16 protein-coding genes are annotated in these 14,308 nt (G+C 66.5%); 11 read left to right on the forward strand and 5 right to left on the reverse strand.

What is annotated here, in order from left to right:
- From QZY03_RS11790 to QZY03_RS11810, 5 genes are all read left to right on the forward strand, one after another.
- Positions 1 to 303: dockerin type I repeat-containing protein (locus QZY03_RS11790; RefSeq protein ID WP_295581219.1), on the forward strand; the 303-nt coding region annotated here is incomplete at its 5' end.
- A gap of 21 nt (positions 304 to 324) precedes the next feature.
- Positions 325 to 912, forward strand: coding sequence for a hypothetical protein (locus tag QZY03_RS11795; protein ID WP_295581221.1), 588 nt, complete (start codon positions 325 to 327; stop codon positions 910 to 912).
- Between the two features lie 9 nt (positions 913 to 921).
- Positions 922 to 1,776, forward strand: a complete 855-nt coding sequence (locus tag QZY03_RS11800; RefSeq protein WP_295581223.1) for an SH3-like domain-containing protein — start codon at positions 922 to 924, stop codon at positions 1,774 to 1,776.
- A 5-nt stretch (positions 1,777 to 1,781) separates the two neighbouring features.
- The gene (locus tag QZY03_RS11805; RefSeq protein WP_295581225.1) at positions 1,782 to 2,333 is read left to right on the forward strand and encodes a nitrile hydratase accessory protein; all 552 of its coding nucleotides are present in this window, start codon (positions 1,782 to 1,784) and stop codon (positions 2,331 to 2,333) included.
- A 7-nt stretch (positions 2,334 to 2,340) separates the two neighbouring features.
- Positions 2,341 to 2,991 (forward strand): HupE/UreJ family protein, encoded by a 651-nt coding sequence (locus QZY03_RS11810; RefSeq protein ID WP_295581227.1) that lies wholly within the window; start codon positions 2,341 to 2,343, stop codon positions 2,989 to 2,991.
- A gap of 448 nt (positions 2,992 to 3,439) precedes the next feature.
- Here QZY03_RS11810 and QZY03_RS11815 read toward each other — a convergent pair whose 3' ends face one another.
- The 3 genes from QZY03_RS11815 to QZY03_RS11825 form a co-directional block, all read right to left on the reverse strand.
- A complete protein-coding gene (locus QZY03_RS11815) occupies positions 3,440 to 4,108 on the reverse strand; it encodes a hypothetical protein (protein WP_295581229.1) in 669 nt (222 codons plus the stop codon).
- A 291-nt stretch (positions 4,109 to 4,399) separates the two neighbouring features.
- Positions 4,400 to 4,726 (reverse strand): type II toxin-antitoxin system RelE/ParE family toxin, encoded by a 327-nt coding sequence (locus tag QZY03_RS11820; protein ID WP_295581231.1) that lies wholly within the window; start codon positions 4,724 to 4,726, stop codon positions 4,400 to 4,402.
- Positions 4,719 to 5,003 carry a type II toxin-antitoxin system Phd/YefM family antitoxin gene (locus tag QZY03_RS11825; protein ID WP_295581233.1) on the reverse strand — a complete coding sequence of 95 codons (285 nt, stop codon included), beginning with the start codon at positions 5,001 to 5,003 and terminating at the stop codon, positions 4,719 to 4,721. The genes QZY03_RS11820 and QZY03_RS11825 overlap by 8 nt, the downstream gene beginning before the upstream one ends.
- 299 nt (positions 5,004 to 5,302) lie before the next feature.
- On the opposite strand from QZY03_RS11825, the gene QZY03_RS11830 reads away from it, so the two are divergent.
- From QZY03_RS11830 to QZY03_RS11840, 3 genes are read left to right on the forward strand one after another with little or no spacing between them, the layout of a single operon-like run.
- The gene (locus QZY03_RS11830) at positions 5,303 to 5,956 is read left to right on the forward strand and encodes an ABC transporter ATP-binding protein (RefSeq protein WP_295581235.1); all 654 of its coding nucleotides are present in this window, start codon (positions 5,303 to 5,305) and stop codon (positions 5,954 to 5,956) included.
- On the forward strand, positions 5,953 to 8,469 hold the full coding sequence (locus QZY03_RS11835) for an FtsX-like permease family protein (RefSeq protein ID WP_295581237.1): 2,517 nt from the start codon (positions 5,953 to 5,955) through the stop codon (positions 8,467 to 8,469). Before QZY03_RS11830 ends, QZY03_RS11835 begins: the two co-directional genes overlap by 4 nt.
- On the forward strand, positions 8,469 to 9,575 hold the full coding sequence (locus QZY03_RS11840; RefSeq protein ID WP_295581239.1) for a lipocalin-like domain-containing protein: 1,107 nt from the start codon (positions 8,469 to 8,471) through the stop codon (positions 9,573 to 9,575). The genes QZY03_RS11835 and QZY03_RS11840 overlap by 1 nt, the downstream gene beginning before the upstream one ends.
- Positions 9,576 to 9,743: 168 nt before the next feature.
- Here QZY03_RS11840 and QZY03_RS11845 read toward each other — a convergent pair whose 3' ends face one another.
- Positions 9,744 to 10,214 (reverse strand): LexA family transcriptional regulator, encoded by a 471-nt coding sequence (locus QZY03_RS11845; RefSeq protein ID WP_295581241.1) that lies wholly within the window; start codon positions 10,212 to 10,214, stop codon positions 9,744 to 9,746.
- Positions 10,215 to 10,305: 91 nt separating this feature from the next.
- Here QZY03_RS11845 and lexA point away from each other — a divergent pair, with 91 nt between their 5' ends.
- Complete coding sequence (lexA, locus tag QZY03_RS11850; RefSeq protein ID WP_295581243.1) at positions 10,306 to 10,905, forward strand: transcriptional repressor LexA; 600 nt, start codon at positions 10,306 to 10,308, stop codon at positions 10,903 to 10,905.
- 181 nt (positions 10,906 to 11,086) lie between these two features.
- Here lexA and QZY03_RS11855 read toward each other — a convergent pair whose 3' ends face one another.
- A complete protein-coding gene (locus QZY03_RS11855) occupies positions 11,087 to 11,668 on the reverse strand; it encodes a Fe-Mn family superoxide dismutase (protein WP_295581244.1) in 582 nt (193 codons plus the stop codon).
- Positions 11,669 to 11,893: 225 nt separating this feature from the next.
- On the opposite strand from QZY03_RS11855, the gene QZY03_RS11860 reads away from it, so the two are divergent.
- Both QZY03_RS11860 and grxD read left to right on the forward strand, forming a co-directional pair.
- Positions 11,894 to 13,675 (forward strand): N-acetylglutaminylglutamine amidotransferase, encoded by a 1,782-nt coding sequence (locus QZY03_RS11860; protein ID WP_295581246.1) that lies wholly within the window; start codon positions 11,894 to 11,896, stop codon positions 13,673 to 13,675.
- A gap of 156 nt (positions 13,676 to 13,831) precedes the next feature.
- Entirely contained in the window at positions 13,832 to 14,164 is a 333-nt protein-coding gene (gene grxD, locus QZY03_RS11865) for a Grx4 family monothiol glutaredoxin (protein WP_295581248.1), read from the forward strand.
- Positions 14,165 to 14,308 lie beyond the last annotated feature (144 nt).

Genomic DNA, 14,308 nt, shown 5'->3' on the forward strand with positions numbered 1-14,308 from the left:
CCCCAACCTACGGGCTACAACCTGCGTTTCCCGGCGAGTGAATTGTTCGGCGACGGTTATGTCGAGGAGGGGCTCTACGTTCATGTGGATATGTTCGAGCCCTATCTGCAATTTCTGTCGGCCGCAAACCCTGGTGATCTCAATGGCGACGGCGTCGTCAACCTGGCGGACTATGCCGTGTTTCGCGCCGCGCTCGGCAAGCGGCGCGGTCAGCCCGGCTACAACGAGCGGGCCGATTATGACCGCGATGGACAAGTGAGCAACACGGATTACCGCACCTGGCTCACCTACTACCGGCGTTGATCGGATCACAGGGTTAGCATAATGAACAAGATGTCCGCCAAGTGGTGGGTCGGGTTACTCGGTCTGATGCTGGCGCTGCCGCTCGCCGCGGTACCCGTGGGCCGACTCGGCATACCCGCGGGGCCGGTGGCAGTCGGTACGGCCTTCAACATTTCAGTCTTCGCCGACGGGGTTGGCACTGACGAGGTCATCGCATTCGGGTTCGACCACGCTTTCGACGCAACCTGGACCTTGCTCAGCACGGTCGTCGGTCCGCTCTTTGATTATGACGATTCGGCGCTATTCACCAACACGGCGGTGGCGGGCTCCATGGACCCGGGCCATACCGGGCCCGGCGGCGACAACATCCTCCTGGCAACGCTGACTTTGGTCCCGTCGGTCGCAGGGCTATTCGATTTTCACGTCATCTCCGATCGGAACGACCCGAATGAGGGGCTGTTTCTGGTCAACGGGGCGACCGCCTTGCCGAAAGGCGATCTGACGACCAGCACCCAAGTCGAGGTGTCGGCGGCACCGGCCCCCGGGAGCCTCGCCCTGCTCGCGCTTGGCCTCGCCGCCTGGTTCCCGCGTCGTCACTACCGCCGCGCGGCGCTCGCGCTGCACCGCTAGGAGGTTAGGATGGAAGGTCCGCACAATCTCCAAACCTGGACTGGCTTCGACGCCATCCCCGACAAGGGTCAGCCCGAGACCGTCGTCTGGCCCGAGCACTGGGAGGGCGAAATGGGGGCCATCTTCGCGATGACCACATCGGTCTTTTTTACTGATAAAGGTTTCAACCTGGATGCCGCACGCTGGTATCGGGAAACCATGCAATGGCGCACTTACGGCAATACGCCTTATTTCGACCTTTGGCTGCGCTCGGTCAGCACCTATTTCTCACTGAGCGGTGTGGCCTCACGCGCGGAATTGACCGAGGGCTATGTGACGCCGGATTATCCCCAGGCCGGAGACCGCACCCCGATCAAAATCATTGACAACGATGCGCTCGACCTGGCCGCTCAACTGCGCGCGCAGGCCTTGGCGCAGGCGGTTCCCGGCTTCGGTAAGCCGCAGACGAACGGCAGCTACCGCTCGCCCATTTACCAGGAGGGCACCGCCGTCAACAACCCCCTGTTTGCGGTGGGCGACCGGGTCGAGACCCTGATGCAGGTCGGCACCGGGCACACGCGCGAGTATCCGGTCTACCGGGGACGCACCGGGGTGGTGGTCGCCAGCTACGGTATCGTCGAGGCGCAGTTCACGGGGGTGGAACCGAATCATATCCGCGTTTTCCAGCCCTATTATCAACCGGGCTATCCGGACATCGCGTCGCGGGCGAGCCCGGTCGACGGGGGTCACCGCCAGGAGTTCTTCGTACCGGTCTATAGCATCCGCTTCGAGGCGCGGGACCTGTGGGGGGACGGCTATGCCGAGGAGGGCGTCGCCGTCTATGTGGACATGTTCGAGCCCTATCTCAAACGCGCGGCAGGGTGACGCCAATGACACCGGTATGTAAAGTCGATGATGACGGGGCCAATCTGGACCCGGTAGAGCTATTGCCATTGCTCCAGGATACGGGCCGGCCCGTGTTTGCCGATGCCTGGGAGGCGCAGGCGTTCGCCCTGGCGAATCTCCTGATTGACAATGGCTTTCTCACCCGCGCCGAATGGGTCGCGATCTTCAGCCAGGAAATCAAGGCGGCCCAGGGGCGCGGTGATCCGGATCGGGGCGACACCTATTTCCTGCATTGGGTCGCAGCCCTGGAGCGGATGATGGTGGAGCGTGAGCTCATCAGCCGATCCGCCTTGCAGGAGCAGGAACTCCTGTGGCTGCGCGCGGTGGAGAACACCCCCCACGGTGTGGCGATTGCCCTGGAGAATGCCTTTAACCCACCGGTCAAGGGCCACGACCACCATCATGACCACGATCACCATGGGCACGACCATCACCACCACGGTGGGCACGGCGATGAGCGGGACCTCCTGCTGCCGATGGCCGTGGTATCCAGAGATGCCGTCGAATCTGCCGATCCACTGCTGCCACCGGAGTGACCACGCCATGTACGATTCATTCAAGTCCAGTCGCGCACTTACCCTTCTGTTACTCGGTGCCGGGGCCGCGCTGAACGCCGCACCGGCATTCGCCCATCACTTCATGGGTGACAAAATCCCGCAGACACTCACCGATGGACTGCTGTCAGGCCTCGCACACCCGATCATCGGGGTCGACCACCTGCTGTTCCTGGCGGCAGGCGCGCTCTTGTCGCTCCTGCTGCGCACCCCGGCGCGGTACGCGGTTCCCGCGCTGTTCGTGCTCGGCACCCTGGCCGGTACCGCCATCGATCTCGGTGGGGGTGCGGTGGCCGGGTTCCTGCCCTTCGTCGAGCCCCTGGTCGCCCTGTCGGTGGTCGTCGGCGGCGCCCTGTTATTGTTCCGGCCGGACGTCGGGGTCACCGCCCTGGCGGCGCTGTTCAGCACGGCCGGAGTGGTGCATGGCTACGCCTATGCCCAGTCGATCGTGGGCGCCGAGGCGTCAGCGGTGGGTGCCTACCTGGTCGGATTCACATTCATCCAGTACCTGGTGATCGTCGCCGGGACCATCGCGGCAGAGCGCTTCGGGCTCGCCGTGCGTGCCAGCCGCACGCGTCGGGGTATCGGCGGAGCCCTCGCCCTGGCCGGCACCTTCATCCTCTTCGGCAGCTTGGCATAGGGCAGGAATACCGCCCTCGTCCTCGGCATCGCCGCCGCCCTCCTCGCCGGTCTCATCATCCCGGCCTACGCCGACGATCGGCCAAGATCGACGCCACCCTGATCCGTCTTGACACCGCGTGCAAGAACAGGGTGGCGGAGATATGGTCATGTGTCGCGTGTCCAGACTCATTGACGCGGCAATGCAGGTGCATTAGGTTGCTGTCCGCAAGTGCTGTCATCGCAACCTGCCATGTCCGTCGCCCTCGAAGCCGAGTCCACGCTGACCGATCGTTATCAGGCCACGAGATACCATCGCCGTTGGTGGCGGCTGGTTGAACGCTCTTTGCCCACGCCATGTTTTCTCGCTCCCGCGCTCCAGCGTGGGAGTGTCGGCGGGCCGCTCCAGCGGCCCGTCTCGGTAGCGCTGCAATCTACGAGTCCGCGAAGTGGGCCGGAAGTGGTAATCCTCAGATTTTTCGATTGTTTCCGGCCAATGCTGCGGAGCCTCCCCTACAGATCAGAGGACTACCCTCGAACAGATCATCCTGCGATACCTCCAGCGCCGTCTCGCCGGGCATGAATGCACGACCGACCAGATCATTGACCGAACAGTCCCGCTGCCGGTCGAACTCCGCGTGGGGGCCGATCCAGACCGCCTCGCGTTTGCTCAAGCACAACACGGCCGCGATCCGCGCAGCGATGGTCATGCGCTCCGACGGCGTGCGATTGCCGCGCCTGCCGGGAGTTCGCCGTGTCTCATTGTCCCCGGCGCAGAGCAGCTCGCAGCCCTCTCGATAAAGATCCACTCGGGTGGCGGGGAAGGGGCGCCCCTCCTTGTCGAGGCGGAGCAGGAAGCCCAGCGTCACCGGGCGGGCGGCAAGCGCACCCGCATGACTCGACTCGATCCGGGCCAGAAAAGTCTCCGCGTCCAGGCCCTCGCCCTGCGCGGCTTGCGCAACGTCTTGGCGGCGCAGGGGTGCCAGTTCGAAGATGCCGACTTGCGTCTCGCCCCAATGATCGACGAGTGCATAAGCATCCCAGTGGTTCCCGCAAGCCTGGCCGTAAGGGCCGCCGAAGACGACCATCGGTTGGGGATTGTAGCGTGGAGACACCGGCAACGATGTGACGGTATACATCCCAGATGTCGGTTGTCCGCACAAGCCCCTTCGTAGTAAACCTAAATCGGCGAAGCCTTCGGATCCTCATGACTGCAACCTAAACGGTCGAGCCGTGCCACTCGGCCAAGCAGCCATGGCCCTGCTGGACGGCGTCCGGACCGATCCCCGAACGCTAATCGCCAGTCACCGCGACCGGGGTTCCAGGCAGGATGAGCGCGCCAGTGGCTCAACGTTGAGGCGTATGGCTATCGAGCGTGCAGCTCAGTTAGTACCGGGCGGCTCCGGCTTACGGACCCCGGCCCTGTTATCTCAGCTACGCAGCAAGCGCTCCAACAACAGGCTCCGCAACTCCCTGCGCCCATCCAGCACCGCGAGCACCAGCACCGTATCGCCGTCGATGCGGTACAGGAGGCGCCACGGGCGCTCGATGACCTCGCGATACTGATGCACATCCACGACGCGCAGCTCCGGGACGACCCGCCCAGGCTCCGCCGCGACCGTCAGCGATCCGGCCCGCGCCTGAAGCCGGTCGAGCACGGTCAGCGCATTCTCGATGCTGTCGGCGGCGATGTAATCGACGATGGCATCCAGATCGCGGCGGGCGGTCTCGGTCCAGCGCACGCGCCGCTCAGGCATGGTCGGGGCGCGCGCCGAGGATGCGCCGGCGCACATCCGCGAGCACCTGCTCCTGCTCGCTGAGCCGCCCCTGCGCGCTATCGCGCTCGCCCTGGGCCAGGAGCTTCAGCATCAACAGCGCCTGCTCCCGGGCCTGATACTGCGCGTAGTCCTCGACCACGGCCCGAGCGCGCCCGTTTTGCGTCAGCACCAGGGTGCCCGGCTCATCACGGATGCTATCCAACAGCCGGCTGGCGTCAGCCTTGAATTCGCTGAGGCTCAGGATGGATTGACTCATGGCATCGTACCTTTTTCAGACTGAATTTAATCTCCAAAGGATGCCGCACGGGCTGGGCGGCGTCAACCCGCCCGTGGTGCTGTCTAGCCGCCAAGGTCTCTCCCGGAGCGGGGTCACGCGCCCAAGGGCATGGAACCAAGCGGCGCTTTACCGCCGCCTGCAAGGAGTCGTTTGGCCAGTACCGCTCAGCCCCCCGCTGCCGCAGGCGGTGATCTATACGGTGACGCTTCCCAGTACCCCGAATCGCCCCCATCTCCGCACAACTGCACCCAACCTGAACCCGCCTGCCCGCCCGCCCCATGCTCGACATCGCCAACCTCTCCCGCCAGTTCAACGGCCGCCCGGTCCTGCGGGACATCTCATTGCGGCTGCAACCGGGCGAGTACGTCGCCATCGTGGGCGAATCCGGGGTCGGCAAATCCACCCTGCTCAATTTGATCGCCGGGCTGGATCGGCCCGACGCCGGACGCCTGGCGCTCGACGGCAGCGACTATGCCGCGTTGGATGAGGACGCGCTGACGCGGCTGCGGCGGGATCAACTGGGCTTTGTGTTCCAGGCCTTCCATGTGCTGCCCCATCTCACCGTGCTGCAGAACGTGGCCCTGCCGTTGTGGCTCAAGGGTTTGGGCGGTGCTGCGGCGGAGGGGCCGGCGCGGGAACTGCTGACGGCCGTGGGTCTGGGCGAGCGCGCCGCCAGTTGGCCGCGGGAACTTTCCGGCGGCGAGTTGCAGCGGGTGGCGATTGCCCGCGCGCTGGTCCATGCCCCGCGGCTGGTGCTGGCCGACGAGCCCACCGGCAACCTGGACCCGGCGAACGGTGCCAGGGTGCTCGCCCTGCTGGCCGAGCGCATCCGCGGGGTCGGCGCGATCGGCATCCTGGTGACGCATTCACTGGAAGGCGCCAAGACGGCGGACCGGGTGCTGCATCTCACCACCGAGGGGCTGCTGGGGTGAATCTGGCGCCGGTCTTTCTCGGTTCACTCGCCCGGCGGCGGACGGCGACGCTGTTTTCCATGGCGGCGATTTGTCTGGGCGTGGCCTTGGGCATGGCGGTGCACGCGATCCATGAGGCGGCGCTCACCGAGTTCGGGCGCGGTCTGCGCTCCATGGCCGGCGAAGCCGATCTGCAAGTCAAGGGGCCGCGGGGCGGTTTCGACGAGGGTCTCTATGCCCTGCTCGCCGCCCGCCCGGAGGTGGCCGCGGCGAGTCCGGTGGTCGAGGTCGAGACCCAGGTCACCGGGCGCGACGAGACGCTGCAACTGCTGGGGGTCGATGTCTTCACCCTGCCCCGCGTGACGCCGGCCCTGCTGCCGCGCCCGGCGGAGGACGCTGCCGACACGTCGGAGCGCACTGACCGCTTTGCGATCCTGGCCGAGGACACCGTTTTTCTCAGCGCGGCGGCGCAGTCCGCGCTCGGGCTCAAGTCCGGCGACCGGCTGCGGCTGCGCGCGGGCGAACAGGCGCTGGACCTGCGGGTGGCCGGCGACCTGCCCGGCGCCGCCGAGAACCGCCGCCTGGCCGTGATGGATATCGCCGCGGTGCAGGCTCGCTTCGCCAAACTCGGGCGGCTCACCCGGATCGATCTGCGGCTGGCCGAGGGTGTGGCCCCGGAGGCGGCGCGGCTTGGCTTGCAAGCCATCCTGCCGGCCGGGGTGCTGATCGAGGCACCGGAGGCCGCGGAGGATCAGGCAGCCAACCTGTCGCGCGCTTACCGGGTGAATCTGACCATGCTGGCGGCCATCGCACTCTTGACCGGCGGGTTTCTCGTTTTCTCGGCTCAGGCACTTTCCGTGGTGCGCCGCCGGACCGAGTTCGCCTTTCTGCGCGCCATCGGTCTGGCCCGCCGCGACTTGTTCATCTGGCTCCTGGCCGAGGGGGCGCTGGTCGGACTCGCCGGCGGACTGGTGGGCGTGGCCCTGGGGCATGGGTTGGCCTGGGCGATGCTGACCCTGCTCGGCGGCGATCTGGGCGCCGGGTATTTCGCCGGACTGACGCCGCAACTTCAGTTCCAGCCCGGCGTGACGGCGGTCTATGTGGCGCTGGGCGTGCTGGCCGGCGTGGCCGGCGCCTGGCTGCCGGCCCGTGAGGCGGCCACGGTCTCCCCGGCGCAGGCGCTGAAAGCGGGCGACGACGCGGCGCTGCTCGGCGGGCGGGGGCATCCACGCCTGGGCATCGCCGTGCTCGCCGCCAGCCTGCCGGTCTGCTGGATTCCGCCCATCAACGGGCTGCCGGTGGGCGGTTATCTGGCCGTCGCCGGTCTGCTGGCCGGGAGTGTCTTGCTGCTGCCGGCCGTTGCCTCCGCCGTCGCCTGGCTGCTGCCGCAACGCGGTCCGGTACCGGCCCGCCTCGCCGCGGCGCGGCTGGGCGCCGCCCCCGGACATGCCGTCGTGGCGGCGGCCGGGGTCCTGACCAGCGTCGCCCTGGCGGCGGCCATGGCGATCATGGTCGCGTCCTTTCGGGAGTCGGTCGACGAGTGGCTGAGCGAACTCCTGCCCGCCGACCTCTATCTGCGGGTCGGCACGATCCAGAGCGGCAGTCTGCTGGACGAAGCGCTGCAAGCCCGCATCAGCGCCGTGCCCGGCGTTGGCCGCGTCAACTTCACGCGCCACGAGAGTCTGCGTCTCGCCGCCGGCCAGGCGCCGGTGGGTTTGATCGCCCGGCCGGTGGCGGCCGACGGCCGGGATCTGCCGCTGGTCGGCGCCGCGCTACCGCCCGGCCCCGGTGAAACAGCGATATGGGTTTCCGAGGCGATGCAGGACCTCTACGGCTGGCGGCCCGGCCAGCGCGTCGAGGTCCCGCTCGCCGGACAACCGGTGCCGCTGCGCGTGGCCGGTATCTGGCGCGACTATGCCCGCCAGACCGGTGCGCTGATGATCGACCTGGCCGATTACCGCCGCCTGACCGGTGACCCGCTGGCCAACGACGCGGCCATCTGGCTCGCCCCCGGTGCGGCGGCAGCGCAGGTGGCCGCCGCGCTCACCGCCGTCGGCGACCCGGGCACGCTGCAATTGGCCTATCCGGGCGAGATCCGCGCCATCAGCCTGCGCGTCTTCGACCGCACCTTTGCCGTGACCTATCTGCTGGAGGCGGTCGCGGTGGCCATCGGTCTGGCCGGGGTGGCGGCCAGCTTCGCCGCGCTGGCGGCGGCGCGACGGCGCGAATTCGGGATGCTGCGCCATCTCGGGCTGACGCGCCGCCAGATCGGCTGGATGCTCGCCCAAGAGGGCGCGCTGGCGGCCGGGGTCGGGGTGCTCGGCGGACTGCTGGCGGGCGGAGCGATCGGGCTGGTGCTGATCGAGGTCGTCAACCGGCAGAGTTTTCACTGGAGCATGGATCTGCACGTCCCCTGGGGGTCATTGGCCTGGTTCGCGGGGGCCTTAATCGCCCTGGCCGCCGCCGCTGCCGTACTCGCCGGCCGGCAGGCCATGCGGCAAGACGCGGTGCTGGCGGTACGTGAGGATTGGTGATGAATCGACGCAGGTGCCTCTTGGCGTTAGCGAGCCTGCCGGTCTGGCGGAGCGCCGCGGGCCAGTCAGCGGAGCCCGACCACACGGCGCCACCGGCTGTCACCTTCGCCCCGGTGCTGCCCGGCCGAACCCTGGTCTTTCCCGACGATCACGGCGCCCACCCGGCGTTTCGAACCGAGTGGTGGTATGCCACCGGCTGGCTGAGCTTGCCGGACGGCAGCCCGCTCGGCTTCCAGACGACATTTTTCCGCGTGCGGACCGGCCTCGGGGAGCAGAACCCGAGCGCCTTCGCGCCGCGTCAGTTGATCCTCGCCCACGCCGCCATCGCCGACCCGCGACTGGGCCGGCTGCGCCACGATCAACGCGCGGCCCGGGTCGGATTCGGCCGCGCCGGGTCCGAGGTCGGGCGAACGCAGGTCTGGATCGATGACTGGCGATTCGAGCAGACCGACGACCGCTATCGGGCGGAGGTCCGCGGCGAGGAACTCGCCTACAGTCTGTCGCTGGTGCCGGACGGCCCGCCGCTGCTCAACGGCGCTGCCGGGTTCAGCACCAAGGCCGCGGATCCGCGCCATGCCAGCTTCTACTACAGCCGCCCGCACCTCGCGGTCACCGGCACGGTGACACTGGATGGCCGCACCCAGGCCGTCACTGGTCAGGCCTGGCTGGATCACGAATGGTCGAGCGAATACTTGCCGCAAGGCGCGTCCGGCTGGGACTGGATCGGCCTGAATCTCGATGACGGCAGTGCTCTGATGGCCTTCCGGATGCGCGGTGACGACGGCCGCGCCCTCTGGTCAGCCGCCACCGTCCGACCGACCGGGGGCCGCGCGCAGGTGCTGCCCCCGGATGCCGTCACCTTCACGCCGCTGGGTCACTGGCGTTCGCCGCGCACCGACATCACCTACCCGGTCGCCTGGCAGGTGCGTATCGGCGCGCGGTTGCTCGATCTGCAACCACTCATGGACGACCAGGAACTCGACAGCCGGCGCTCCACCGGCGCCGTCTATTGGGAAGGAGCGGTGCGGGTGTCTGAAGACGGCCGGGAGATCGGACGCGGCTATCTGGAGATGACCGGATATGGGGAGACGATCAGGGTCGGGTAATCTTGGTCGCGAGGGGCCTTGTCTTGGTCGCGAGGGGCCTTGATCGTAATCCCGGCCAGCGGCGTGCGTAGTCAGGGCTTCCAGCCCTGATGGTGTCAGGCCAGGATGGCCTGACTACGCACCCGGCGAGCCCAAGTGGCCGGAAGTGGACAAGGGGCCGCGCGCCGGCTATGCCGTCCCGCAGCGAATCACCCCCGACACGATCCCGAGAATCTCCAGTTCCTCGTGCCGCAAGTAAATGGGCTCCATGGCCGGATTGGCGGGCTGCAGCCGGATGCCGTCGGTTTCGATGAAAAAGCGTTTGAGAGTCACGCGCTCGCCGTTGATCATGGCGACCACCGACTCCCCGTTGGCGGCGGTCTCGCGTTTTTCGATGATGATGATATCGCCGTCCTGAATGGAGTCATCGATCATCGAGTGACCACGCACTCGCAAGGCATAGCTGTTCTTGCGTACCATGTGCCGCGGCACGGTGACGGTGGCGCGGTCCTCCGGGATGTCGACCGGCTGGCCGGCGGTGACATAGCCGAGCAGCGGGATCTCGACACCCGGCTCGCGGCCGAGACGCAGGGGCTCCAGGGCGGGGTTCCAGGTGGTGTGACGGCGCTTCGGCAGGATGTAGGCAAGGCTCGGACGCATCGGGTGTACCTCGTGGCGGGGGTGGATCGTTCTCGATTCGTTCTCCTTCGGACAAGCATAGACTATCGGAACCAAAAGAGAAGACGGCACCATGCCACTCACCCTACGCCAACAGCAGGTCTTGGATTGCCTGCGGCAGTACGCCGCGGACTTCGCCCAGGCACCCACGCTTGATGTGCTCTGCCGGCGGCTGGGTCTGCGCTCGCGCGGGTCGCTCCATAAGCATGTGCAGGCGCTGATCGCCGAGGGTCTGGTCGAGCCGCTCAACGGGCGTCACCGCGGCATCCATCTGGTCACGCAGTCAACCGACGAAAACACCCTGCCGCTGCTCGGCAAGATCGCCGCCGGCCGGCCGATCGAGGCCCTGCCCCAGCCGGACACGATTGAAGTCCCGCCGCGACTGCGCACGTCCAGACCCTGCTATGTGCTGCAGGTGACGGGCGATTCGATGGCCGAGGCCGGGATTCTGGATGGCGATTTTGTCGTCATCGAGCAGCGCGAGACTGCACGCAACGGCGAAATCGTGGTGGCACTGATCCGCGCGGAGGAGACGACCCTCAAACGGATCATCCAGGAGCCGGGGCGGGTGACCCTGATCCCCGCCAATCGGGGCCTGTTACCGGTGGTGTACGCGCCTGAGGAGGTTGCGATCCAGGGCGTGCTGGTCGGACAGATGCGGACGTACCATTAGCGGCGGGAGGTCGGGGCGGTGCACACCCCCCCGACCCCGGCGCGTGGATCAGGCGGCCTCGATCAAGCCGCCGGCCACCTGGGCTCGCCGGGTGCGTAGTCAGGCCATCCTGGCCTGACACCGTCAGGGCTGGAAGCCCTGACTACGCACCCCGCTGGCCGGGATTACGATCAAGGCCGAATCAGGCCGCGTAATTGGCCGCAACGAAGGACCAATTGATCTTGTCCCAGATGGTTTCCAGATACTTGGGACGGGCATTGCGATAGTCGATGTAGTAGGCGTGCTCCCAGACATCGATGGTGAGCAGCGCCTGCTTGCCGGAGGTCAGCGGGCAGCCGGCATTGGAGGTATTGAAGATCTCGATGGAGCCGTCGGCGTTCTTCACCAGCCAGGTCCAGCCGGAGCCGAAGTTGGTGACGGCGGACTGGCTGAACTGCTTCTTGAACTCGTCGAAGGAGCCGAACTTGGCGTTGATCGCATCCGCCAGGGCACCGGTCGGGGCGCCGCCGCCGGTGGGGCTCAGACAGTTCCAGTAAAAGGTGTGGTTCCAGACCTGAGCGGCGTTGTTGAAGACCCCGCCGGAGGATTTCTTGACAATGTCTTCCAGAGACATGGACTCGAACTCGGTCCCCGGAATCAGGTTATTCAGGTTGGTGACATAAGCCTGGTGATGCTTGCCGTAGTGATAATCGATGGTCTCGGCTGAGATCACGGGCTCCAGGGCATTTTTCTCGTAAGGCAGCGCGGGCAGTTGATGTGCCATGATCGGACGTCTCCAGGGGTGAGTGAGGTGCGAGTGAAGTCAGACTCAGGGTCAAGCCCGCACCGAGGCGCGGCCCGAGACCTGATACCGGCGGCCGTTGAGCGACCGTGCAACTAACTCGCGATTTATGGCCGCGTCGGCGGCTTTGCAACACCCGGATTTATCCACAGTATGCTGACTCTCTGAAAAATGAGTCAATCATCAAGCTGTTCGGAGTAGGATCGAATGTGCGGTATTTGTGGCGAACTGCGTCTCGACGGCGCCCCGGCGGACCTGGACGTGCTCCAGCGCATGATGGCTGAACTAACCCGGCGCGGGCCGGATCATGGCGGCAGCTACAGCGACGGGGCGCTCGGTTTCGGTCATCGGCGGCTGGCGATCATCGACCTCTCGGTACGTTCCAACCAACCCATGCTGGATGCCCACCTGGGGCTCGCCCTGGTCTTCAACGGCACCATCTACAACTACCGCGCGCTGCGCGCCGAGCTGGTGGCCAAGGGCTACCACTTTTTCTCCGACGGCGACACCGAGGTCATCCTCAAGGCCTACCACGCCTGGGGCAACGCCTGCCCGGAGCGGCTGCACGGCATGTTCGCCTTCGCGCTCTGGGACGCGAACCGGCGGGTGCTGTTCATGGCCCGCGACCGCTTCGGCGTCAAACCGCTGTACTGGAACCGGCAGGGACCGGTGTTCCGCTTCGCCTCCACCACCCAGGCACTGCTTGCCGCCGGCGGCGTGGACACCCGCATCGACCCGGTGGCCCTGCACCACCTGTTTACACTGCACGCCGTGGTGCCGGCACCGCGCACCGTCCTCACCGGGGTGCGCAAGCTCCCCCCGGCGCACTGGATGCAGGTGGATGCCGACGGCACCACCACGCAGGGGCGCTACTGGCACCTGGACGCCACCCGTCCGGAGCAGCCACTGACCGATGACGACTGGCTGGCGGCCATCCATGAGTCCCTGCGCCAGGCGGTCAAGAAGCGCAGCGAAGTGGCCGATGTCCCGGTCGGCGTGCTGCTCTCCGGCGGTCTGGACTCCAGCCTGCTGGTCGCCCTGCTGGCCGAGGCCGGGGTGTCGGACCTGCGCACCTTCTCGGTGGGCTTCGATGACACTCCGGAGGAGGCCGGCAGCGAGTTCGAGTTCTCGGATCAGGTGGTGGCGCGCTACGGCACAAGCCACCGCAAGTTCCGGGTGCCCAACGACCAGGTCTTGCAGCGCCTGCCGGAGGCCATCGACGCCATGACCGAACCCATGTTCGGTCAGGACGCGGTGGCCTTTTATCTCCTCGCCGAGCAGGTCTCGCGCGAGATCAAAGTGGTCCAATCCGGCCAGGGGGCGGACGAGGTCTTCGGCGGCTATTTCTGGTATCCGCGCATTGCGGCCGAGGCGACCGGCTCGCGGCTGGAACGGCTGGCCAAGCACTATTTCGACCGCGATCATGACGAATACTTGCGCCTGGTGCAGCCCGCCTTCGCCGGGCCGGACTACACCTCGGCCCTGATCGCGGACCTCCTGGACGAGGCGGGTGCCGATGAACTGCTGGACGCCATCCTGCGACTCGATGTAACCACCCTGATCGTCGACGACCCGGTCAAGCGGGTCGACAACATGACCATGGCCTGGGGACTGGAGGCGCGGGTGCCCTTCCTCGATCACCAACTGGTCGAGCTGGCCGCCCGCTGCCCACCGGAACTGAAACTGCGCGAGGGCGGCAAGTACCCGCTCAAAGCGATGGCCCGTGGCCTGCTGCCCGACGCCGTGATCGACCGACCCAAGGGGTACTTCCCCATGCCGGCGCTCAAATACGTCCGCGGCGCCTTCCTGGAGATGATGCGCGACGTCCTCGGTTCAGGCGCCTGCCGCCGGCGCGGCCTCTACGCCCAAGGGTATCTGGACATGCTGCTCGCGGCTCCGGACCTGCACCACACCCGCATCATGGGTAACAAGCTCTGGCACCTGGCCCTGCTGGAACTCTGGCTGCAGAGAACCGTGGATGGACATTGATTTCTAGGAAATTCAAAGTGGAACCGGCTTCCAGCCGGTTTTCGCCGGCTGGAAGCCGGCGCCACTGCAGATCCAGGCCAGTCCTTCGGCGGTTGAAAACACTCCCCGAGTCCCGATTTTATTGCGAATACTCAACCACACCACGAGAGGCACGGAATGGACGTTTTGGAGCGCATCGGCGATCAGGTCAAAAGTAACGCCGTCGTTATCTACATGAAGGGAACGCCCCAGTTCCCCCAATGCGGCTTCTCCATGAGGGCCTCCGCAGCGCTTCAAGAGTGCGGTGTCCCCTTCGCCTATGTCAACGTTCTGCAAGATCCGGAGATCTTCGAGAACCTGCCGCGCTACGCCGATTGGCCGACCTTTCCCCAGATCTACATCGACGGCGAGCTGGTCGGCGGCTGCGACATCACCCTGGAACTGCACGCCAGCGGCGAACTCAAGCCAATGATGGAGGCTGCCGCCGCCAAGACCGAAGCCAACGCCTGAGCCGCGGCGTGCGGGTGCAGCGGCCAACTCGCTTAGAAACCGTTCGGTAACAGGCTAAACAAGTCCATAAGGGAACGCCTTCGGCACCTCCGTCGTTGTCGTTGTCGTAATCGAATTTGAATCGTTTCTCCGATTACGACAACG

This window comes from uncultured Lamprocystis sp., from assembly GCF_903933125.1.
Lineage (GTDB): Bacteria > Pseudomonadota > Gammaproteobacteria > Chromatiales > Chromatiaceae > Thiodictyon.

What these genes read in the sequence shown, in the direction of transcription:
- QZY03_RS11795 (WP_295581221.1), top strand. Translation starts at nt 325, where the DNA reads ATGAACAAGATGTCCGCCAAGTGGTGGGTCGGGTTACTCGGTCTGATG.
- QZY03_RS11810 (WP_295581227.1), top strand. Translation starts at nt 2,341, where the DNA reads ATGTACGATTCATTCAAGTCCAGTCGCGCACTTACCCTTCTGTTACTC.
- QZY03_RS11815 (WP_295581229.1), bottom strand. Translation starts at nt 4,108, where the DNA reads ATGTATACCGTCACATCGTTGCCGGTGTCTCCACGCTACAATCCCCAA.
- QZY03_RS11825 (WP_295581233.1), bottom strand. Translation starts at nt 5,003, where the DNA reads ATGAGTCAATCCATCCTGAGCCTCAGCGAATTCAAGGCTGACGCCAGC.
- QZY03_RS11860 (WP_295581246.1), top strand. Translation starts at nt 11,894, where the DNA reads ATGTGCGGTATTTGTGGCGAACTGCGTCTCGACGGCGCCCCGGCGGAC.
- grxD (WP_295581248.1), top strand. Translation starts at nt 13,832, where the DNA reads ATGGACGTTTTGGAGCGCATCGGCGATCAGGTCAAAAGTAACGCCGTC.
- QZY03_RS11830 (WP_295581235.1), top strand. Translation starts at nt 5,303, where the DNA reads ATGCTCGACATCGCCAACCTCTCCCGCCAGTTCAACGGCCGCCCGGTC.
- QZY03_RS11820 (WP_295581231.1), bottom strand. Translation starts at nt 4,726, where the DNA reads ATGCCTGAGCGGCGCGTGCGCTGGACCGAGACCGCCCGCCGCGATCTG.
- QZY03_RS11805 (WP_295581225.1), top strand. Translation starts at nt 1,782, where the DNA reads ATGACACCGGTATGTAAAGTCGATGATGACGGGGCCAATCTGGACCCG.
- QZY03_RS11800 (WP_295581223.1), top strand. Translation starts at nt 922, where the DNA reads ATGGAAGGTCCGCACAATCTCCAAACCTGGACTGGCTTCGACGCCATC.
- QZY03_RS11840 (WP_295581239.1), top strand. Translation starts at nt 8,469, where the DNA reads ATGAATCGACGCAGGTGCCTCTTGGCGTTAGCGAGCCTGCCGGTCTGG.
- lexA (WP_295581243.1), top strand. Translation starts at nt 10,306, where the DNA reads ATGCCACTCACCCTACGCCAACAGCAGGTCTTGGATTGCCTGCGGCAG.
- QZY03_RS11855 (WP_295581244.1), bottom strand. Translation starts at nt 11,668, where the DNA reads ATGGCACATCAACTGCCCGCGCTGCCTTACGAGAAAAATGCCCTGGAG.
- QZY03_RS11845 (WP_295581241.1), bottom strand. Translation starts at nt 10,214, where the DNA reads ATGCGTCCGAGCCTTGCCTACATCCTGCCGAAGCGCCGTCACACCACC.